Source organism: Streptococcus sp. ZY19097, from assembly GCF_040731245.1.
Lineage (GTDB): Bacteria > Bacillota > Bacilli > Lactobacillales > Streptococcaceae > Streptococcus > Streptococcus orisratti.
This window is the reverse complement of the sequence record NZ_CP160400.1, coordinates 91,904-107,805: the sequence shown is the minus strand read 5'-3', so window position 1 is coordinate 107,805 and position 15,902 is coordinate 91,904. Positions and strand designations below refer to the sequence as shown.

Below are 15,902 nucleotides of genomic sequence, written 5' to 3'. Positions count from 1 at the left end.
CTTCATTTTACAACGCGGGATTTTTAAAAAATTGTAATTCCAAAGGTTTTCTCACTCATTTCGCCGCTCGCTACAAAGGTTACTTGACGTTTATCTTCTAAAACATCACCTTCATCAAGTGACGTTGACAAGCCGCTCCACGGCTCTAGAGCAATAAAAGGGCTCTTATTGACGGTTGACCATAAAATCAAATTTGGAAAATCTTCAAAATCCAAACGCAATCCTTTTTCGTGTTTATGAGATTTCAAAGAAACGCTGCGTGAAGCTAATTTATCCAAAGTAATGGCGTCTTTGGCAAACAAAGCATAATCCAAATTTAGAATGTTTTGCTTTTCTAAAAATGGCGTACGCTTATTCACATCAAGAAGCCCTGTTTCTGGAAACGATTCTGGAATGGTGCAAGTCTCTTCTTTTTCAAATTCGAGATAATAATCTTCATAGCACTCATCAGCAAGCAATGGGCAATTAAACCCAGGGTGCCCACCAACAAAGTAAGGCATGGCCTTTTCTTTCTCGCGATTGGTCACTTGATATCTTGTCCTAATCATCTTTCCAATCAAAGTGTAAATGATTTTCAACTCGAAATCATAAGGATAGTTTGCCAACATTTCCGCATCAGGAGTAATGGAAAAAGCAAGGCTATTTTCTGATATTGGCTCATAAGTAAAAGTCTTCTTACGCACCAAACCATGCCGCGGTATCACACCAGTAGAATGTGAACGGACAGTTGAACGATAAATCGCTTTATCATCACGCAAACTCCCACAAATCGGAAATAATACTGGTGCTTGTGAACTCCAATACTCTGGATCTCCTTGCCACAAATATTCGACGCCGTCTTTATCTTTTATGGATGACAGAGCACCACCAAATTCCTTAAACTGAACTGTTAAGAAATCATTTTTTAATTCAATAACCATTATTTGTCCTCTTTTATCAAAACAAGAGCGTCAGTATAAACCCACACTCTTATCTTATGTTATAAATTTTTAAGAAGAATAATGACTACTCAATAATCTTCGTTTCTGCTACTTGTTTGTACCAATAGGCACTCTTCTTAGGATAACGTTCCTGCGTCTCAAAATCTACGTAGAAAAGACCGTAGCGCTTATTATAGCCATTAGCCCATGAGAATACATCCATTAATGACCAGAGGAAGTAACCTTGAACATTAGCGCCTTCTTTGATAGTTTGAGCAATAGCTTCTAAATGTCCTTTGATATAGTCAATACGTGGCTGATCATCAATCGTTCCATTAACGAAGTCATCCCTATATCCCATGCCATTTTCCGTAATATAAAGTTTTTTATAATTCGGATAATCTCGTACAATGCGCATAATCATATCATGAAGCCCTTGCGGATAGATCAACCAATCCCAGTCAGTCCTTGGGATGTCCATATCAAATTTATACTCTCCAATACCTTTGAAAGCATATAAAGACGTTCCCTTTTCACCAGTACCGTTAAGATTGATGGCACTTTCACCTTCATAATACTCAACAAAGGTACTCTGATAGTAGTTGATTCCTAAGAAATCAAGTAAAGGCGCTGCTGCTTTTAATTCTTCTAGATCTCCATCATAAACGGTGTAAGTTTTATTATTTTGAGACAGAACAGATGCTACAATTTCATCTGTTTCTGGTGATAATTCTCCCAAGAATGTTCTGTCTAGCAAGAAGCGATTTGACATTGTATCATCTTTTTTGGCAGCCAATCTATCCCTTTCATCTTCTGGATTATATGGATAGCGTTGTTCTAAAATGTGAATAATGCCGATTTCACCATTTAAATCCATCTTTTTATATTCAAGAACAGCACGCGCATGAGCTACCATCATATTGTGCATAGATTGCACCATCTTGCCATTTTCAAAACGCTCATTTGGTGGAAACTTGCCAAGTAAATACTGTCCCGCAGCTACAGATAGAATTTCGTTAAATGTAATCCAATAGTTGACCTCATTTCCATACTCTTCAAAACAGAATTTAGCAAAATTGACGAAATGATCGACATTCTCTCGGTTTAGAAAATCTCCATTATCAAACAAAACTTCTGGTGTATCAAAATGATGAAGAGTGACAAATGGTTCAACATGATGTTTATGACACTCTGCAATTAAATCATGATAGAAAGCAACACCTTTTGGATTGATTTCACCAAAACCTTTTGGAAAAATACGCGACCAAGCAATCGAAATCCGAATACCATTTAATCCAAAGCGTTCCGATAATTCTAAATCAATAGGATATTTATGATAAAAATCGCTAGCGGGATCACCAGTATAGCGCTCCTCTTTTGCTAGATAAGTATCCCAGGCTACACGACCTTTGCCATCTTCTTGAGTAGCTCCTTCTGCTTGATAAGCAGCTGTAGCTCCTCCTAAAATAAAATTTTCTGGTAACTGTTTCATAATAATCAGACCTTCTAATCTTCAAATTGTTTCATTACATACTCAAGAGAACCTTTCGGATCACGAGTCAAATTGATGTATTCCATACCTTCAGTCTTAGTCAATTTAATACCAAGGCGATCTGTATCTTTCTTAATATCTTGGTAGTTTGAAGCAACTTGTGGCGCCAGAATAACCAAGTCATAGTCTTTTAACATATCTTGATGAGCACCATAAGCTCCTGCTGCTGATAAAATATCAACATTATATTCTTTCGCAGCCTTGTTTAAAGCATTTGAGAGCAAACCACTGGTACCACCACCAGCACAAAGAACAAGAACTTTCTTACTAAAGTTATCTGAAGTTTGAATAGCTTCTGATACAACTGGTTCTTCTTTCACTTCTGCAACTTTTTCAACAACTGGTTCTACGACTGTTTGTGTTTTTGCATCTGACACTACTTGAGCATCAGCTGCCGCTTCTTGAGCTAAAATTTGATTGTCGTACACTTTAAAGAATGGGTAGTAAATCAGAACATCCACCACAATCAAGACTACCGCTAACACAAATGACATTCCTGCAAAACCTGTTCCTAAAATCAGCCCTAGAGGACCTGGTGTTGTCCATGGTAGTACATAAGAGAAGCTGTTCATCCCTAAAACTTCAACAAAGAATTTGAAAATCCACACGTTAAGAATAGGAGCAGCAATAAATGGAACAAAGAATACCGGGTTTAAAACAAGAGGTGCACCAAACAAAATTGGTTCATTAACACCAAAGGAAGTAGGTACAACTGCCGCACGACCTATAGCTTTATTCTGTTTTGATTTTGCTAAAAGCATAAACATATACGGAACAACTAAGGTTGCCCCAGTACCACCCATTGTTGCTACAAAATATTGCAAACCTGGCGTGATAATATTGGTAGCTTGTTGTCCTGCATCAAGAAGTGCCAAGTTTTTATCAATGTTGATCAGAGCAATAGCAGAGATTGCAGGTTCAACGATAGAAGGACCATGAATACCAATAAACCAGAACATTGCCATGGCACCATAAATAATTGCTATACCAAGGTAACCATCTGCGGCTGTAAAGAGTGGTTGAAATAATTGGATAACTGCTTGTGCAAAATTAATTCCAACAACTTGGCGAACTACCAAATCAATAGCATACATGATAAGGATAGCTGCTGAAAGAGGGAAAATATCCTTAAATGTTTGAGCAATATTTGGTGGAACTTCCGATGGCATTTTTATAGTGATGTTCCGTTTAATAAAGAAATTATAAATGTTAACAGTAATAAAAGCTGCAACAAACGCAGAAAGCAAGCCCGCTGTTCCTAGGTAACCACTTCCAAAACCACCGTCTATAGAATCCGAAGAAAGAAGTAGGAAACCAACAATTGCTGTAATCAATGTTGCGATATTATTGATTTGGTTTGTTGCCGGTAAGTCACGATTAAACGAATCTGTCAGATTTTTAGCTGTAGTTCCAGCCACTAACATTCCTAAAATCCCCATTGAATAGTTATAAGGCTTAACGATAAGTGCCGTTACCTCATCACTCCAATAAAATCCCCAGATATTAGGAACATAAGCAATTAACATAAAAATACTTGAGAAGATGATAATTGGCATACCTGCGATAAAACCATCTTTAATTGCCCGCAAATATTTATTTCTAGAAACCTTTTCAAAAAAAGGCTTCATTTTTTCAATTTGATTAACTAAGCCATTCATAAGCTTTCTCTCCTAACCTTTTTTATAGATATTAATTAAATGGTGGATTAAATCTTTAAGTAAAACTGTCGTCATTAGGTGATCCTGACCATGCATCATAATCAGACCTAGCGCAATATCTTCACCTGAAGCCTCTTTTGCCAGCATATCTGTTTGACTATTATGAGCAGCTACGAGAATCTTATTTGCTTCGTTGATCATTTGGTCTGCTTCATCAAATTTACCACCCTCTGCGAGTTTTAAAGCCTCTAACATTTTTGAACGTGCATCACCAGCTAATGCTACAATTTCAAAACCTAACATAGTCACTTCTTCTTTATTCATTGTATAGTCCTTCCTATTCTTATTCTTTTTCTTTTAGTAATCAAAGGCGTTTCGAGGTGCAAAAAGAGACCATTTACCTTTTATAGCATCTGATAGTCTCTCGTTTTGCAGTGTCGCCTAATTGAATAGTCACGATCCGCTATATGAAATAGTATATTACACTTTCTCACTCCATGAGCTGGCTGTTTTGGTAAGGACTGCGTTGAGTTCTTCGATATTCCTGCGTCCTTGTGTTCTTAGCCATTCACGCGCTGCTGCTTCGCCTTCTTCGATATATACTTGTACAGAGCCAGCCCAAGTAGCACGTCCGCAAAGGACACCGTTGAATTTAGCACCTGATTCAGCCGCAAATGCCAAGGTTTCTTGGAAGAGTTTTGCTGAAACACCTGCGCTAAGATAGATATATGGCAAATGACTTGCTGCTTCTTGGTCTTTGAAAGCTTTAGCAGCTTCTTCCTTTGTGTAAACCACTTCACCGTCCGCAAAACCTTCAACATATGTCATGTTGACAGGGACTTCAACCTTGAGCACATCAATACCAAAGCGGTCGTCAGAGAAAACTTTCATGGCTTCGTTAACTTTGTGAGGTTTTACTTTGGCAAATGCTGCGCTTGTATTGTCAGTGATGTTTTCATCATAAGTCAAAATCTCAAGGAAGAATGGCATATCTTCAGCTTTACATTCGGCACCAATGCGTTCGATATAAGCTTGTTTTTGAAGATTAACGTATTCATCACCATCAACGTCATAATAAAGCAAGAATTTCACTGCATCAGCTCCTTCTTCTTTAAGACGTTTAGCAGACCATTCGACTAAGCAATCTGGCAAGCGGCTAGTCGTTGTCGCATCATAACCTGTTTTTTCATAAGCAAGCAAAAGTCCAGCATTCGCATCACGAACCTTACTTGCTGGCAAACCATACTCAGGGTCAAGAAGAATAGATGACGCATACGGTGTCAATTCTTCTGAAACCAAAGCTTTCAATTGTTCGATTTGTTCAACACTTGGTTCTTCTGTTTGATAGTTTGCCATCATGCGTTTAAGTGCTCCACGTTGGTCAAATGCCAAAGCAGAAATCACGCCATCACAGCTAAGCTTCTCAAGTAATCTGCGTTTTTCTTGTGTTAATACCATTTTTTTCTTATACCTCTTCTACCTGAATTTGATTAAATAAGTTTTCGTAATTTGTCATATTGACATGACCTGTCATTTTTTCTTGAGCATTAAGCATGCCAAGGGCATTCGCATGGCGTAAGAAATCTTCATCGGAGAAATTATGGATAATCGCTGACGCAATGCCAGCCACCGTTGAATCACCAGAACCGACAGGATTGACCACATCGATTTTTGGAATAGTAACGCGATAATAGTGGTCACCGTGTTTGGCAAAAGCCCCTTTGCTACCTAGTGAAACAACCACCCAGTCAATCCCTGCAAACAAATCATCTTGCAAGATTTCTTTTAACTCAGCCTCATTATCACTCACTTCTCTTCCAACAAGCTGTGATAATTCTTCTGTGTTTGGCTTGATAACAAACGGTTTATCATCACCTGTTAAAACAGCTTCCAAAGCCTTACCAGAACAATCTAGCACCACCTTTTTATCTTGCAAGTTAGCAAGTCCAATGACTTTTTGATAATAACCGTTTTCAAGCCCCGCTGGAAGACTTCCCGAAATCGTGATAACATCATAAGACGGGCAAAGGTAACGAAAATGATTAAGAAAACCATCTGCCTCATCTTGGTCAATCATCGGACCTGCTTCCAAGACTTCTGTTTGCAAGCCTTCATGTAAAATCGCAATACAGTTGCGGGTTTCTCCGTGAATTTTGAAAAAGCGATGTTGGATACCATTTTGGTCAAGCCTACTTGTTAAAAAGTCACCGAGCTTTCCACCGATAAAGCCTGTCGCAGTCACATTGTCACCTATTTCTGACAGCACACGTGTGACGTTCAAACCCTTACCACCTGCTGTTTTCTTAACCTCAGAAACACGATTGACCGTATCCAAAGTTAGTTCATCAAGCGGATAAGAAATATCAATTGACGGATTCAATGTTACGGTAAGAATCATCTGATTTTCTCCTAGTCGTGATAGTCGCCACGGTCCCATTTTTCAAGAAATTCATCAAAGAAATCTGGTGATGTTTGGTCCTCATTAACCGTTTCGACTTGTGCCATTTTTTCAATCAAAGCTTTATTTTCTGCTGTTGGTTTGTATTCAGCTTTGATAAAGGCTTCAATAATATCGCACATGAGCAATTCACCAGTGATTTTGCCACCAAAACCGATGACATTGGCATTTAATTCTTCTTTGGCGTAAATCGCTGTTGTCATATCGCGAACCAAAGCTGAGCGAATACCTGGAACTTTGTTGACAGAGTTGTTAATCCCAACACCTGTTCCACAGATACAAACACCTAAGTCAGCTTGACCACTTGTCACCGCTTCACCGACTTTTTTACCAAAGATAGGATAATGTGTACGTGTGTGGTCATATGTTCCACAATCAATAACCTCATAGCCTTTTGATTTCAAGAAATCTGACACTGCCATTTTTTCTGTTGTTACGATATGGTCACATCCAATTGCAATTTTCATTTTATCTTCCTCGCTCCTAACACATTTTATTCAACATATCGACACGGATTTGGTGACGACCGCCGTCATAGTGACCCTCCAAGAATCCTTTAGCGATATTTTTAGCTAATTCAACACCAACAATTTCTGCACCCATGGTAATCATACGAGCATTATTATGAGCACGTGTCATGTAAGCAGAGCGTTCATCTGAAACTTCCGCTGCGACCATACCTTTGATTTTAGTTGCTGTCATAAAGCTACCAGCACCATAAGCATCAATCATAATGCCAAGATTGCCCTCAGCCGCATTGACACCCGCCGCAACAGCAAGCGTATTATCAACAAAATCTTTAGTCACATCTGTCACATCATTAACATCATAATCATTTGCAAGCAAGTAATCTTTGATAATATTTTTCAAAGTTTCACCTGCGGCATCTGAACCAAGAATAACTGTCATTTTCATTCTCCTTTTGTTTGTTTTTGTTTGTTTGCAAAATAATAATATACTAAATCAAACACCTTGTCAAGTGTTTTTTGTTTATTTTTGTTTGATACAAAATTACGTTTTTTTTATTCTTTCCCCCATTTCATTGACTTTTTGATAAGAAACACCAAAATAAAACAAATATATTTTTGTTTCTTTCTGTTTGTAAATGTTATTATTTTATTTTATATGCTATAATATAAGCAAAGTATGAATGGTAAGGTAGAACTGATGATAAAAAAAGAAAGACTAAATTGGATACTTGAAAAACTTAACAAACAAGCTGTCATTACCGTTAACGAGATCATTAAAGAACTAGGGATTTCAGACATGACCGTCCGTCGTGATTTGGCTGAACTAGAAAAAAATAACCAGCTTATTCGTGTACACGGAGGAGCTCAGAGCATCAAGCTTCTAGATAAGCAAGAAAAGTCTAATAACGAAAAACACGACTTACAGGTTGAAGAAAAAAAAGAAATCGCTAAATTTGCTAGCCAACTAGTAACTGATGGTGAAACAATTTTTATCGGCCCGGGTACAACACTTGAAAGCTTGGCAAAAGAATTAACAACTAGAAAAATACGAATTGTAACCAACAGCTTGCCTGTCTTTGACATTTTAAAGGATTGTGCTGATATTGATTTATTACTCATAGGTGGTGAATACCGACCAATTACTGGAGCATTTGTAGGATCACTCGCTAGCAACAATATCCAGTCATTAACATTTTCAAAGGCTTTCATTAGTGCTAATGCTGTATTTGAAAATGCTGTTGCGACATATAGTGAAGCGGAAGGACTCATCCAGCAGCTTGCCCTAAGCAAATCTATTGAAAAGTACCTTCTAGTTGACAATCATAAATTTGATTCTTATGACTTCTATGTGTTTTATGAAACTAGAAATTTTGACTGCGTTATTACAGACTCTAACATCTCTAAGGACAAGGTTGACCACTACAGCCAATTCACAAAAATCAATCACGCCTCTAAGTAAAACTCTCAGATTTGTCACAGCCCTTGCCAATTAGGATTAACTAAGGTTTAGTAATTATACTTATACTCAATGAAAATCAAAAGTATCCTAGGAAACGAAGCCGACGATAGAACTTGAGTTCATCAAGGCAAGTTGACAACGGATAATTTTGATTTTCGAAGAGTATTAGCATAAATGCTACCTACGTCTGTTATCTAGTCTAATGTTGATTTTCTTTGAGATTTAGGTGATGATAAAAATTCTATTATTTGAAGTTCACAAAAAAACACGACTTAATTACCATATTGCATGGAATTAAATCGTGTTTTTTACAATTTGCAATTTCTTTAATGTGAAACAGTAGTGGGTTGCAGATGTGTATCGTTCAAAAATGCAAATCAACACAGCCATCAAAAATAGGCTGAGAAACTATATCATCAAACTAAAACTCCACTTTGCTTATGCCTCATCCGACCTTAACGCAGAAAGCGTCCCAAGGTTGAAGTTGAAGCTTTTCAAATACTTCAAATTCACAGGTATTAGTTATAATAGTTTCTTGGTAATCTATATCTAAGTCAAAGGGTTGAGCCTCTCCAGAAAGATTAATAACGACTAGATAACTAGCATCAGCTGTCACGCGTTTATAGGCAAAAACTTTATCTGTAGTTTCTTGAAGTTCAAAATCAGCATCAACTAGCCAATCATTCTCCTTGCGAAGCTTGATGAGCTTTTGATAAGTGTAGAAGATTGAATCTGGATCAGCCAACGCAGCTTCAACATTGATTTGTGTATGGTTTGGATTGACTGGGAGCCAAGTCTGAGGACTGCTAGAAAAGCCAGCATTAGCGTCAGCATCCCACTGCATTGGTGTTCTAGCATTATCACGACCAATCATGCGAATACTGTCCATAATCTCTGAAATCGCTCTGCCATTTTCCAAAGACTCAGCAGCAAAATTCAAAGACTCAATGTCATTAAGTTCTCCCAAATCTTTGAAAGGATAGTTAGTCATGCCAATTTCCTCACCTTGATAGATGTAAGGTGTGCCACGCATAAGGTGGAGGGCAATAGCTAGCGCTTTGGCTGATTTTTCACGATAGGTGCCCGTATCACCCCAGATTGACAAGACGCGAGGCAGGTCATGATTGTTCCAGAAAAGCGAATTCCAACCTTGACCCAGCTCTAGTTCAGTCTGCCATTTGTTAAAAATATCCTTAAGCGCTGGAACATTTAAGCCTTTTTCATAATCCCATTTAGGCGAATTTGGCTTATGTTGCAACCCAATGTGCTCAAACTGAAAGACCATAGATAATTCTTCCTCAGCTGGGCTAGAGTATTTTTTAGCAATTTCAGGAGTCGCTCCCCAAGTTTCCCCAACTGTCAGCAAGTCTTTTCCAGCTAAAGTCGCTTGATGCATTTCTTTCAAGTAATCATGAAGTTTTGGACCATTGTTAGCAATCTTTTGATCAGGAATTTTTCCAATCATGTCAATAACATCCATACGAAAACCAGCAATCCCCTTGTCAATCCACCAATTCATCATATCATAGACTTTTTGACGGAGGGCAGCATTTTCCCAATTCAAGTCAGGCTGCTTTTTGCTGAAAAAATGAAGATAGTATTGGCCAGATTTGTCATCGTATTGCCAAGCAGACCCTCCAAAAATAGAGTCCAGATCATTGGGCTGATCACGCCAGATATAGTAATCACGCGCATCACTATCTGGATGTTCACGCGCTTCTACAAACCAAGCGTGCTCATCAGAGGTATGGTTAACCACCAAATCCATAATAATTTTGATGCCTCGCTGATTGGCTTGTGCTAGTAATTCATCCATATCAGCCATATCACCAAAGATATCGGCAATGGCCTGATAATCTGAAATATCATAACCATTATCATCCATCGGACTTTGATAAACAGGAGATAACCAGATAGCTGTAATTCCTAGCTTTTGTAAATAATCCAACTTACTCGTAATCCCTTTTAAATCCCCAATACCATCACCGTTAGAGTCCTTAAAAGACTTAGGGTAGATTTGATATATTGTCGCTTGATGCCACCAATGTTTTTTCATCACATTATCTCGCTTTCTTCTGTTAACATTTGTATTCAATAGCAATTAGTATAAAAATACTGTTCTGACGTTCAAAACCACTAAAATCAACCTAAATGTTGGCTTTACCCTCTGTACCTTACACCAGTACTATCTTGTTTTGAGGCCTAGCCTGATTCTGAATTTTTTTTAGTATTAGTAAAAATTCTTTTAAAATGCAATCGTTTGCATCTCCCCCGAAAAGAAAATCCCCAAAAGCTTGAGGATTTCATTCTTTAGGAGGTCCTTAACGAATTGCTTGTTCTGTCTCAATATCGAAGAAGTGTCCTTTAGCTACGTTAAATGTAAGAGAAACTTTTTCTCCTGGGTTGTGGAAATCACGTGCATCTACACGAGAAGCGAACTCTGCATCACCAATTTTAACATAGAGCATTGTTTCTGAACCAAGCAATTCAGATACCATGACTTCTGCTGTAACAGTTGCGTTTGGATAAGTTTCTTGAACAATAAGATTGCTTGAAACGTCTTCTGGACGAACACCAAAGATAACTTCTTTGCCAAGATAACCTTTACCTTCAAGAACCTTAGCTTGACCAGCAGGAAGAGCGAGAGTAAAGCCATCTTTGCTAACAAGACGATCTTTTTCAACAGTGACATTAAAGAAGTTCATCGCTGGACTTCCGATAAATCCGGCAACAAATTTATTAGCTGGTTGGTTGTAAAGTTCTTGTGGAGATCCAATTTGTTCAACACGACCAATAGTACCTGAACCATCTGGATTCTTAGTGGAAGACATAATGACAATGCGGTCAGCCAAAGTCATGGCTTCTGTTTGGTCGTGAGTAACGTAGATAGTAGTTGCCCCAATACGACGGTGAATTTTTGCAATTTCTGAACGCATTGATACACGCAATTTAGCATCCAAGTTTGACAAAGGCTCATCCATCAAAAATACTTTGGCGTCACGAACAATAGCACGTCCCATAGCTACACGTTGACGTTGACCACCTGACAAATCTGCTGGTTTACGTTGTAAGAACTCAGTCAAACCAAGGATTTGAGCAGCCTCTCTCACACGTTTGTCAATATCTTCTTTAGAGTATTTACGCAATTTCAAGCCAAAAGCCATATTATCGTAAACAGTCATGTGTGGGTAAAGGGCATAGTTTTGGAAAACCATGGCAATGTCACGGTCTTTTGGTGCTTTGTCATTAACTACTTCACCATCAATCTTCAATTCACCCTCAGTGATATCTTCAAGACCTGCCACCATACGAAGTGTTGTTGATTTACCACAACCTGAAGGACCAACGAAAACGATAAATTCTTTGTCTTTAATATCCAAATTAAAATCTTCAACAGCATAGTGAGTTGCGTTTGGATATTTTTTAAAGATGTGATTTAGATTTAATTCAACCATGATAGGCTCCTTTTTCATTGCTCTGGAAAATAACAGAGCTTCTTATTTGATGGTTTCATTATAACAAAGATAACGTTTTCATGGTATAGTCATCCCTGACAAAGTCTTTTGTGCAAGGTGACTAAAAATCAATCCGTCAAAATGAGGAGATAACAAAAGGCCAAATCATCTAATTTTTTCAAGTTAAGTCCCGACAAGCTGGCAAATTTATCCAACTTGTATTGCAGAGAGTTCCGATGAATAAAAAGTTTTTGAGCCGTCTGAACTAAATTGCCATGCTCTTCCCACATCGTTACGATGATGTCTCTAATATCTTTACTCTCATTAATATCTTGCAAAATTTTGGATTTGATAGCTGAGAGATTGCTTCTATGAGCTAGTCCCCAAAGAATAGCCTGCGAGAAAGAAATTAGATTTTCGTCTGACTTGTAGTGAATAAACTCAGAAAAGAGACTGTTTTCATTGTCAAAATAAATCCGCAATTCATCACCCTTAAGTTTTGTCCAACTATTACCAAAAAATACCGTCAACTTCATCCCGAAATCACTCTCAATCGTCGGTAAAATATCCTGAACAAGTGTTTCAACATCAAAGAATGTTTCTTGATTAAGTAGAAGTAAGGTACGCGTTGGAGACAGATCAACTAAAGCCTCCAAATTAACCAATAAACTAGTAAAAAATTCCTTCAGTTCCTGTGACAATGGCTGTCGGTGCTCAATGTAAACCATTTGAACACATTCAAAACTTTGAGGAATTCTTCCCTGCTTTTGTAAAAAATAAGTCTGCCATGCATCAACCATCTGTGGCTCTCCTAGCAAACTTTTGGAGGATAGTCCTAATAAAAGCTGTTCACGTTTTGATAAGGATGCCTTTGGCAAATAAACATACTGCTCGTCTAACAATAATTCTAAGTAATCCTGAACCAGTGACAAATCTCTATCTTGACGAATCACTGCCTCTGGAAATAATGTTTCAATTTTCATAGTAGCTCACTTCTCTTGAATTCATACAATCATTATAACATAGTCACAAAAAAATCAGTATTTCCTGCAAAGCGGATGACACCCTTTTACAAAAATAATGCTATACTAAAATCAAGGAGGTTTTATTTATGAATAAAACACAATACAAATGGGCTACCCTAGGAACTGGGGTCATTGCTAATGAATTAGCTCAAGCTTTGCAGTCGCTAGGTGGCAACCTCTACTCCGTTGCCAATCGTACCTATGATAAAGGTCTAGCGTTTGCTCAAAAATATGGCATTCAGAAAGTTTATCAAACCATTGATGAAGTATTTGAAGATCCTGAGGTAGATATTATTTACATCTCAACCCCGCATAATACCCATATTAACTATCTAAGAAAGGCCTTGTCAGCAGGAAAGCACGTCCTTTGTGAGAAGTCTATTACACTCAATTCAGAGGAACTGGAAGAGGCTATCGCGCTTGCCGAAGAAAACCAAGTCATTCTTGCTGAAGCGATGACTATTTTCCATATGCCTATTTACCACCGTCTCCGCGAACTGGTCCAATCACAAGCCTTGGGGGATCTAAAAATGATTCAAATGAACTTTGGAAGCTATAAAGATTACGACATGACCAATCGTTTCTTTAATAGAAATCTAGCTGGTGGAGCCCTCCTTGACATTGGGGTTTATGCCCTATCTTTTGTTCGCTGGTTTATGTCTGAAACGCCTGATCAAATCAGCTCTCAAGTAAAATTAGCACCAACTGGGGTTGATGAACAGGTGGGAATTTTATTAAGTAATCCCAAAGGAGAAATGGCTACTATTGCCCTTACCTTACACGCTAAACAACCTAAACGCGGTACCATTGCCTACGATAAAGGCTACATTGAACTTTATGAATACCCTCGTGGTCAAAAAGCCATCATCACCTATACAGAAGATGGCCACCAAGATATCATTGAAGCAGGAGACACCAGTCAAGCCCTCTCCTATGAGGTCCAAGATATGGAAAAAGCTGTCGCTGGTATCGAAAATGAGATGCACCTGGCTTATAGCCAAGAAGTGATGGCTATCATGACCAAACTCAGAAAAGACTGGGGCTTAGTCTATCCAGAAGAAGAATAAATCACAAAACTCTTCCACCAAAATAAATGATTGGGGAAGAGTTTTACAATATTATCTATTAGAAACTAAAAAGAGAAGGATATTATTACTTAACCCTTCTCTTTTTAGTTAAATCTCATCTTATTTCCACTCTTACTACTGGATAACACACATTTTATTTTTTTAAAATAGTAAGGGTTTGATAAGGTTTGAGGGTAATCTGATCTGCTAAGACATTGTCTTTATAGTTGCTGATCAAAACTTGACCTGAGGCATAATCAGCTAGGTCAAGGGTTACTTCCTCAGCAAAGAAGTTGTTTAAGACAAGGAGTTTTTCATCGCCAAGCTGACGCTCAAAGGCATAAACCTTATCACTATCTTTATAAGCCGCCTTATAGTCTCCTTCTGCGATTAAAGGCATCTCTTTACGTAATCGAATCAAGTCTTGATAGAAGGTAAAGATTGGGCCGTTCATCTCATTTTTCACATTAATCTCTGGATAAGACTTGCCCGCTTTTAGCCAAGGTGTCCCTGTTGAGAAGCCTGCATTTTGGCTATCATCCCACTGCATTGGGGTTCTCGAGTTATCACGAGATTTAGCTTGGATAATTTTGAAAGCTTCTTCTTTAGATTTGCCCTCGTCCAACATGATTTGATAAGCATTGAGACTCTCAACATCCACATAGTCTGCCATAGAATCATAATTTGGGTCAATCATCCCAATCTCTTCTCCCATGTAGATATAAGGTGTGCCTCGAGAAAGGTGGATAGAGGCCGCCAGCATGCTTGCTCCTTCATTGCGGAAATTTTTCACGTCCACAAAACGATTGAGGGCACGCGGCTGATCGTGGTTATTGTAAAACAGCGCATTCCAACCATTGCCTTCACTCATTCCTTCTCCCCAAGTATGGAAGAGACGTTTGAGTTCTTCAAAGTCAAAATCCATAATAGTCCATTTTTGACCATCTTTGTAATCCACTTTCAAGTGGTGGAAGTTGAAAGCCATAGACAACTCTTCACGCTCAGGAGCCGTGTAGAGAATGCAATTTTCAATGGTCGTAGCAGACATTTCCCCAACCGTCATAAAGCCTTCTTCTTTTCCAAAGGTAGCATTATTCATCATCTTGAGGTAATCATGCGTAATAGGGCGATCGGTGTAGGCAGGTTTGCCGTCATTGATAGGGCAGTCTTCTAGGACTTCATCTTTACCAATCAAGTTGATAACATCGAAACGGAAGCCTTTAACCCCCTTATCTTTCCAAAAGTTAACGACTTTGAAAAGTTCTTCACGAACATGAGGATTGCGCCAGTTAAGGTCTGCTTGCGTCACATCAAAGAGATGGAGATAGTATTTCCCCGTATCACCAAATGGCGCCCAAGCATTGCCACCGAACTTAGATACCCAGTCAGTCGGCTGATCACGAAGGATAAAGAAGTCTTGATAATATTTGTCGCCAGCCAAGGCTTTTTGGAACCATTCGTGGTCTGTCGAGCAGTGGTTGAGAACCATGTCCAGCATGAATTCGATGCCTAAGTCTTTTCCGACCGCCACCATTTCTTCAAAGTCTGCCATGGTGCCAAAGTCAGGATTCACCGCAGTGTAATCTGAAATGTCATAACCATTGTCACGCTGAGGACTTGGATAAAATGGGTTTAGCCAAATCATATCAATCCCTAACTCACGAAGATAAGGGAGTTTTTCAATAATACCACGTAAATCCCCCACACCATTTCCTGTCGTGTCCTTGTAAGATTTGGGATAGATTTGGTACACAACTTTAGTCCTATCAAACATTCTCTATTCCTTTCTCATGGATGTTTTCACACTAATTATAACGACTTTTAGGATAAAAACAAGC

14 protein-coding genes are annotated in these 15,902 nt (G+C 38.5%); 2 read left to right on the top strand and 12 right to left on the bottom strand.

The annotated features are described in order from the left end of the window. Nucleotides 1–23: 23 nt before the first annotated feature. The 8 genes from ABZ559_RS00530 to lacA all read right to left on the bottom strand — a co-directional run bounded on the left by ABZ559_RS00530 (nt 24) and on the right by lacA (nt 7,497). The gene (locus tag ABZ559_RS00530; protein WP_367006812.1) at nt 24–920 is read right to left on the bottom strand and encodes an aldose 1-epimerase family protein; all 897 of its coding nucleotides are present in this window, start codon (nt 918–920) and stop codon (nt 24–26) included. A gap of 85 nt (nt 921–1,005) precedes the next feature. Further along, nucleotides 1,006–2,412 (bottom strand): 6-phospho-beta-galactosidase, encoded by a 1,407-nt coding sequence (gene lacG, locus ABZ559_RS00525; protein ID WP_367006810.1) that lies wholly within the window; start codon nt 2,410–2,412, stop codon nt 1,006–1,008. Between the two features lie 14 nt (nt 2,413–2,426). Next, on the bottom strand, nt 2,427–4,130 hold the full coding sequence (locus ABZ559_RS00520; RefSeq protein WP_367006808.1) for a lactose-specific PTS transporter subunit EIIC: 1,704 nt from the start codon (nt 4,128–4,130) through the stop codon (nt 2,427–2,429). Nucleotides 4,131–4,142: 12 nt separating this feature from the next. Beyond that, nucleotides 4,143–4,454 (bottom strand): PTS lactose/cellobiose transporter subunit IIA, encoded by a 312-nt coding sequence (locus tag ABZ559_RS00515; protein ID WP_018376131.1) that lies wholly within the window; start codon nt 4,452–4,454, stop codon nt 4,143–4,145. Nucleotides 4,455–4,610: 156 nt separating this feature from the next. Then, nucleotides 4,611–5,588, bottom strand: a complete 978-nt coding sequence (lacD, locus tag ABZ559_RS00510) for a tagatose-bisphosphate aldolase (RefSeq protein WP_367006807.1) — start codon at nt 5,586–5,588, stop codon at nt 4,611–4,613. A 7-nt stretch (nt 5,589–5,595) separates the two neighbouring features. Beyond that, nucleotides 5,596–6,528: a tagatose-6-phosphate kinase gene (locus ABZ559_RS00505; RefSeq protein WP_367006806.1), complete on the bottom strand. Its 933-nt coding sequence runs from the start codon at nt 6,526–6,528 to the stop codon at nt 5,596–5,598. A gap of 11 nt (nt 6,529–6,539) precedes the next feature. Then, complete coding sequence (gene lacB / locus ABZ559_RS00500) at nt 6,540–7,055, bottom strand: galactose-6-phosphate isomerase subunit LacB (RefSeq protein WP_273413737.1); 516 nt, start codon at nt 7,053–7,055, stop codon at nt 6,540–6,542. Nucleotides 7,056–7,071: 16 nt separating this feature from the next. Then, a complete protein-coding gene (gene lacA / locus ABZ559_RS00495; RefSeq protein WP_273413735.1) occupies nt 7,072–7,497 on the bottom strand; it encodes a galactose-6-phosphate isomerase subunit LacA in 426 nt (141 codons plus the stop codon). A 258-nt stretch (nt 7,498–7,755) separates the two neighbouring features. Between lacA and ABZ559_RS00490 the strand changes: the two genes are divergently transcribed. Continuing rightward, the gene (locus tag ABZ559_RS00490) at nt 7,756–8,517 is read left to right on the top strand and encodes a DeoR/GlpR family DNA-binding transcription regulator (RefSeq protein ID WP_367006802.1); all 762 of its coding nucleotides are present in this window, start codon (nt 7,756–7,758) and stop codon (nt 8,515–8,517) included. Between the two features lie 445 nt (nt 8,518–8,962). Here ABZ559_RS00490 and dexB read toward each other — a convergent pair whose 3' ends face one another. The 3 genes from dexB to ABZ559_RS00475 form a co-directional block, all read right to left on the bottom strand. Continuing rightward, entirely contained in the window at nt 8,963–10,573 is a 1,611-nt protein-coding gene (gene dexB, locus ABZ559_RS00485; RefSeq protein WP_367006801.1) for a glucan 1,6-alpha-glucosidase DexB, read from the bottom strand. Between the two features lie 265 nt (nt 10,574–10,838). Continuing rightward, nucleotides 10,839–11,972 (bottom strand): sn-glycerol-3-phosphate ABC transporter ATP-binding protein UgpC, encoded by a 1,134-nt coding sequence (ugpC, locus tag ABZ559_RS00480; RefSeq protein WP_367006799.1) that lies wholly within the window; start codon nt 11,970–11,972, stop codon nt 10,839–10,841. Nucleotides 11,973–12,100: 128 nt separating this feature from the next. Then, nucleotides 12,101–12,955, bottom strand: coding sequence for a helix-turn-helix domain-containing protein (locus ABZ559_RS00475; RefSeq protein ID WP_367006797.1), 855 nt, complete (start codon nt 12,953–12,955; stop codon nt 12,101–12,103). 128 nt (nt 12,956–13,083) lie between these two features. On the opposite strand from ABZ559_RS00475, the gene ABZ559_RS00470 reads away from it, so the two are divergent. Next, a complete protein-coding gene (locus ABZ559_RS00470; protein ID WP_367006795.1) occupies nt 13,084–14,064 on the top strand; it encodes a Gfo/Idh/MocA family oxidoreductase in 981 nt (326 codons plus the stop codon). 154 nt (nt 14,065–14,218) lie between these two features. On the opposite strand, the gene treC is transcribed toward ABZ559_RS00470, so the two are convergent. After that, on the bottom strand, nt 14,219–15,838 hold the full coding sequence (treC, locus tag ABZ559_RS00465) for an alpha,alpha-phosphotrehalase (RefSeq protein ID WP_367006792.1): 1,620 nt from the start codon (nt 15,836–15,838) through the stop codon (nt 14,219–14,221). Nucleotides 15,839–15,902 lie beyond the last annotated feature (64 nt).

What these genes read in the sequence shown, in the direction of transcription:
- ABZ559_RS00530 (WP_367006812.1), bottom strand. Translation starts at nt 920, where the DNA reads ATGGTTATTGAATTAAAAAATGATTTCTTAACAGTTCAGTTTAAGGAA.
- lacG (WP_367006810.1), bottom strand. Translation starts at nt 2,412, where the DNA reads ATGAAACAGTTACCAGAAAATTTTATTTTAGGAGGAGCTACAGCTGCT.
- ABZ559_RS00520 (WP_367006808.1), bottom strand. Translation starts at nt 4,130, where the DNA reads ATGAATGGCTTAGTTAATCAAATTGAAAAAATGAAGCCTTTTTTTGAA.
- ABZ559_RS00515 (WP_018376131.1), bottom strand. Translation starts at nt 4,454, where the DNA reads ATGAATAAAGAAGAAGTGACTATGTTAGGTTTTGAAATTGTAGCATTA.
- lacD (WP_367006807.1), bottom strand. Translation starts at nt 5,588, where the DNA reads ATGGTATTAACACAAGAAAAACGCAGATTACTTGAGAAGCTTAGCTGT.
- ABZ559_RS00505 (WP_367006806.1), bottom strand. Translation starts at nt 6,528, where the DNA reads ATGATTCTTACCGTAACATTGAATCCGTCAATTGATATTTCTTATCCG.
- lacB (WP_273413737.1), bottom strand. Translation starts at nt 7,055, where the DNA reads ATGAAAATTGCAATTGGATGTGACCATATCGTAACAACAGAAAAAATG.
- lacA (WP_273413735.1), bottom strand. Translation starts at nt 7,497, where the DNA reads ATGACAGTTATTCTTGGTTCAGATGCCGCAGGTGAAACTTTGAAAAAT.
- ABZ559_RS00490 (WP_367006802.1), top strand. Translation starts at nt 7,756, where the DNA reads ATGATAAAAAAAGAAAGACTAAATTGGATACTTGAAAAACTTAACAAA.
- dexB (WP_367006801.1), bottom strand. Translation starts at nt 10,573, where the DNA reads ATGAAAAAACATTGGTGGCATCAAGCGACAATATATCAAATCTACCCT.
- ugpC (WP_367006799.1), bottom strand. Translation starts at nt 11,972, where the DNA reads ATGGTTGAATTAAATCTAAATCACATCTTTAAAAAATATCCAAACGCA.
- ABZ559_RS00475 (WP_367006797.1), bottom strand. Translation starts at nt 12,955, where the DNA reads ATGAAAATTGAAACATTATTTCCAGAGGCAGTGATTCGTCAAGATAGA.
- ABZ559_RS00470 (WP_367006795.1), top strand. Translation starts at nt 13,084, where the DNA reads ATGAATAAAACACAATACAAATGGGCTACCCTAGGAACTGGGGTCATT.
- treC (WP_367006792.1), bottom strand. Translation starts at nt 15,838, where the DNA reads ATGTTTGATAGGACTAAAGTTGTGTACCAAATCTATCCCAAATCTTAC.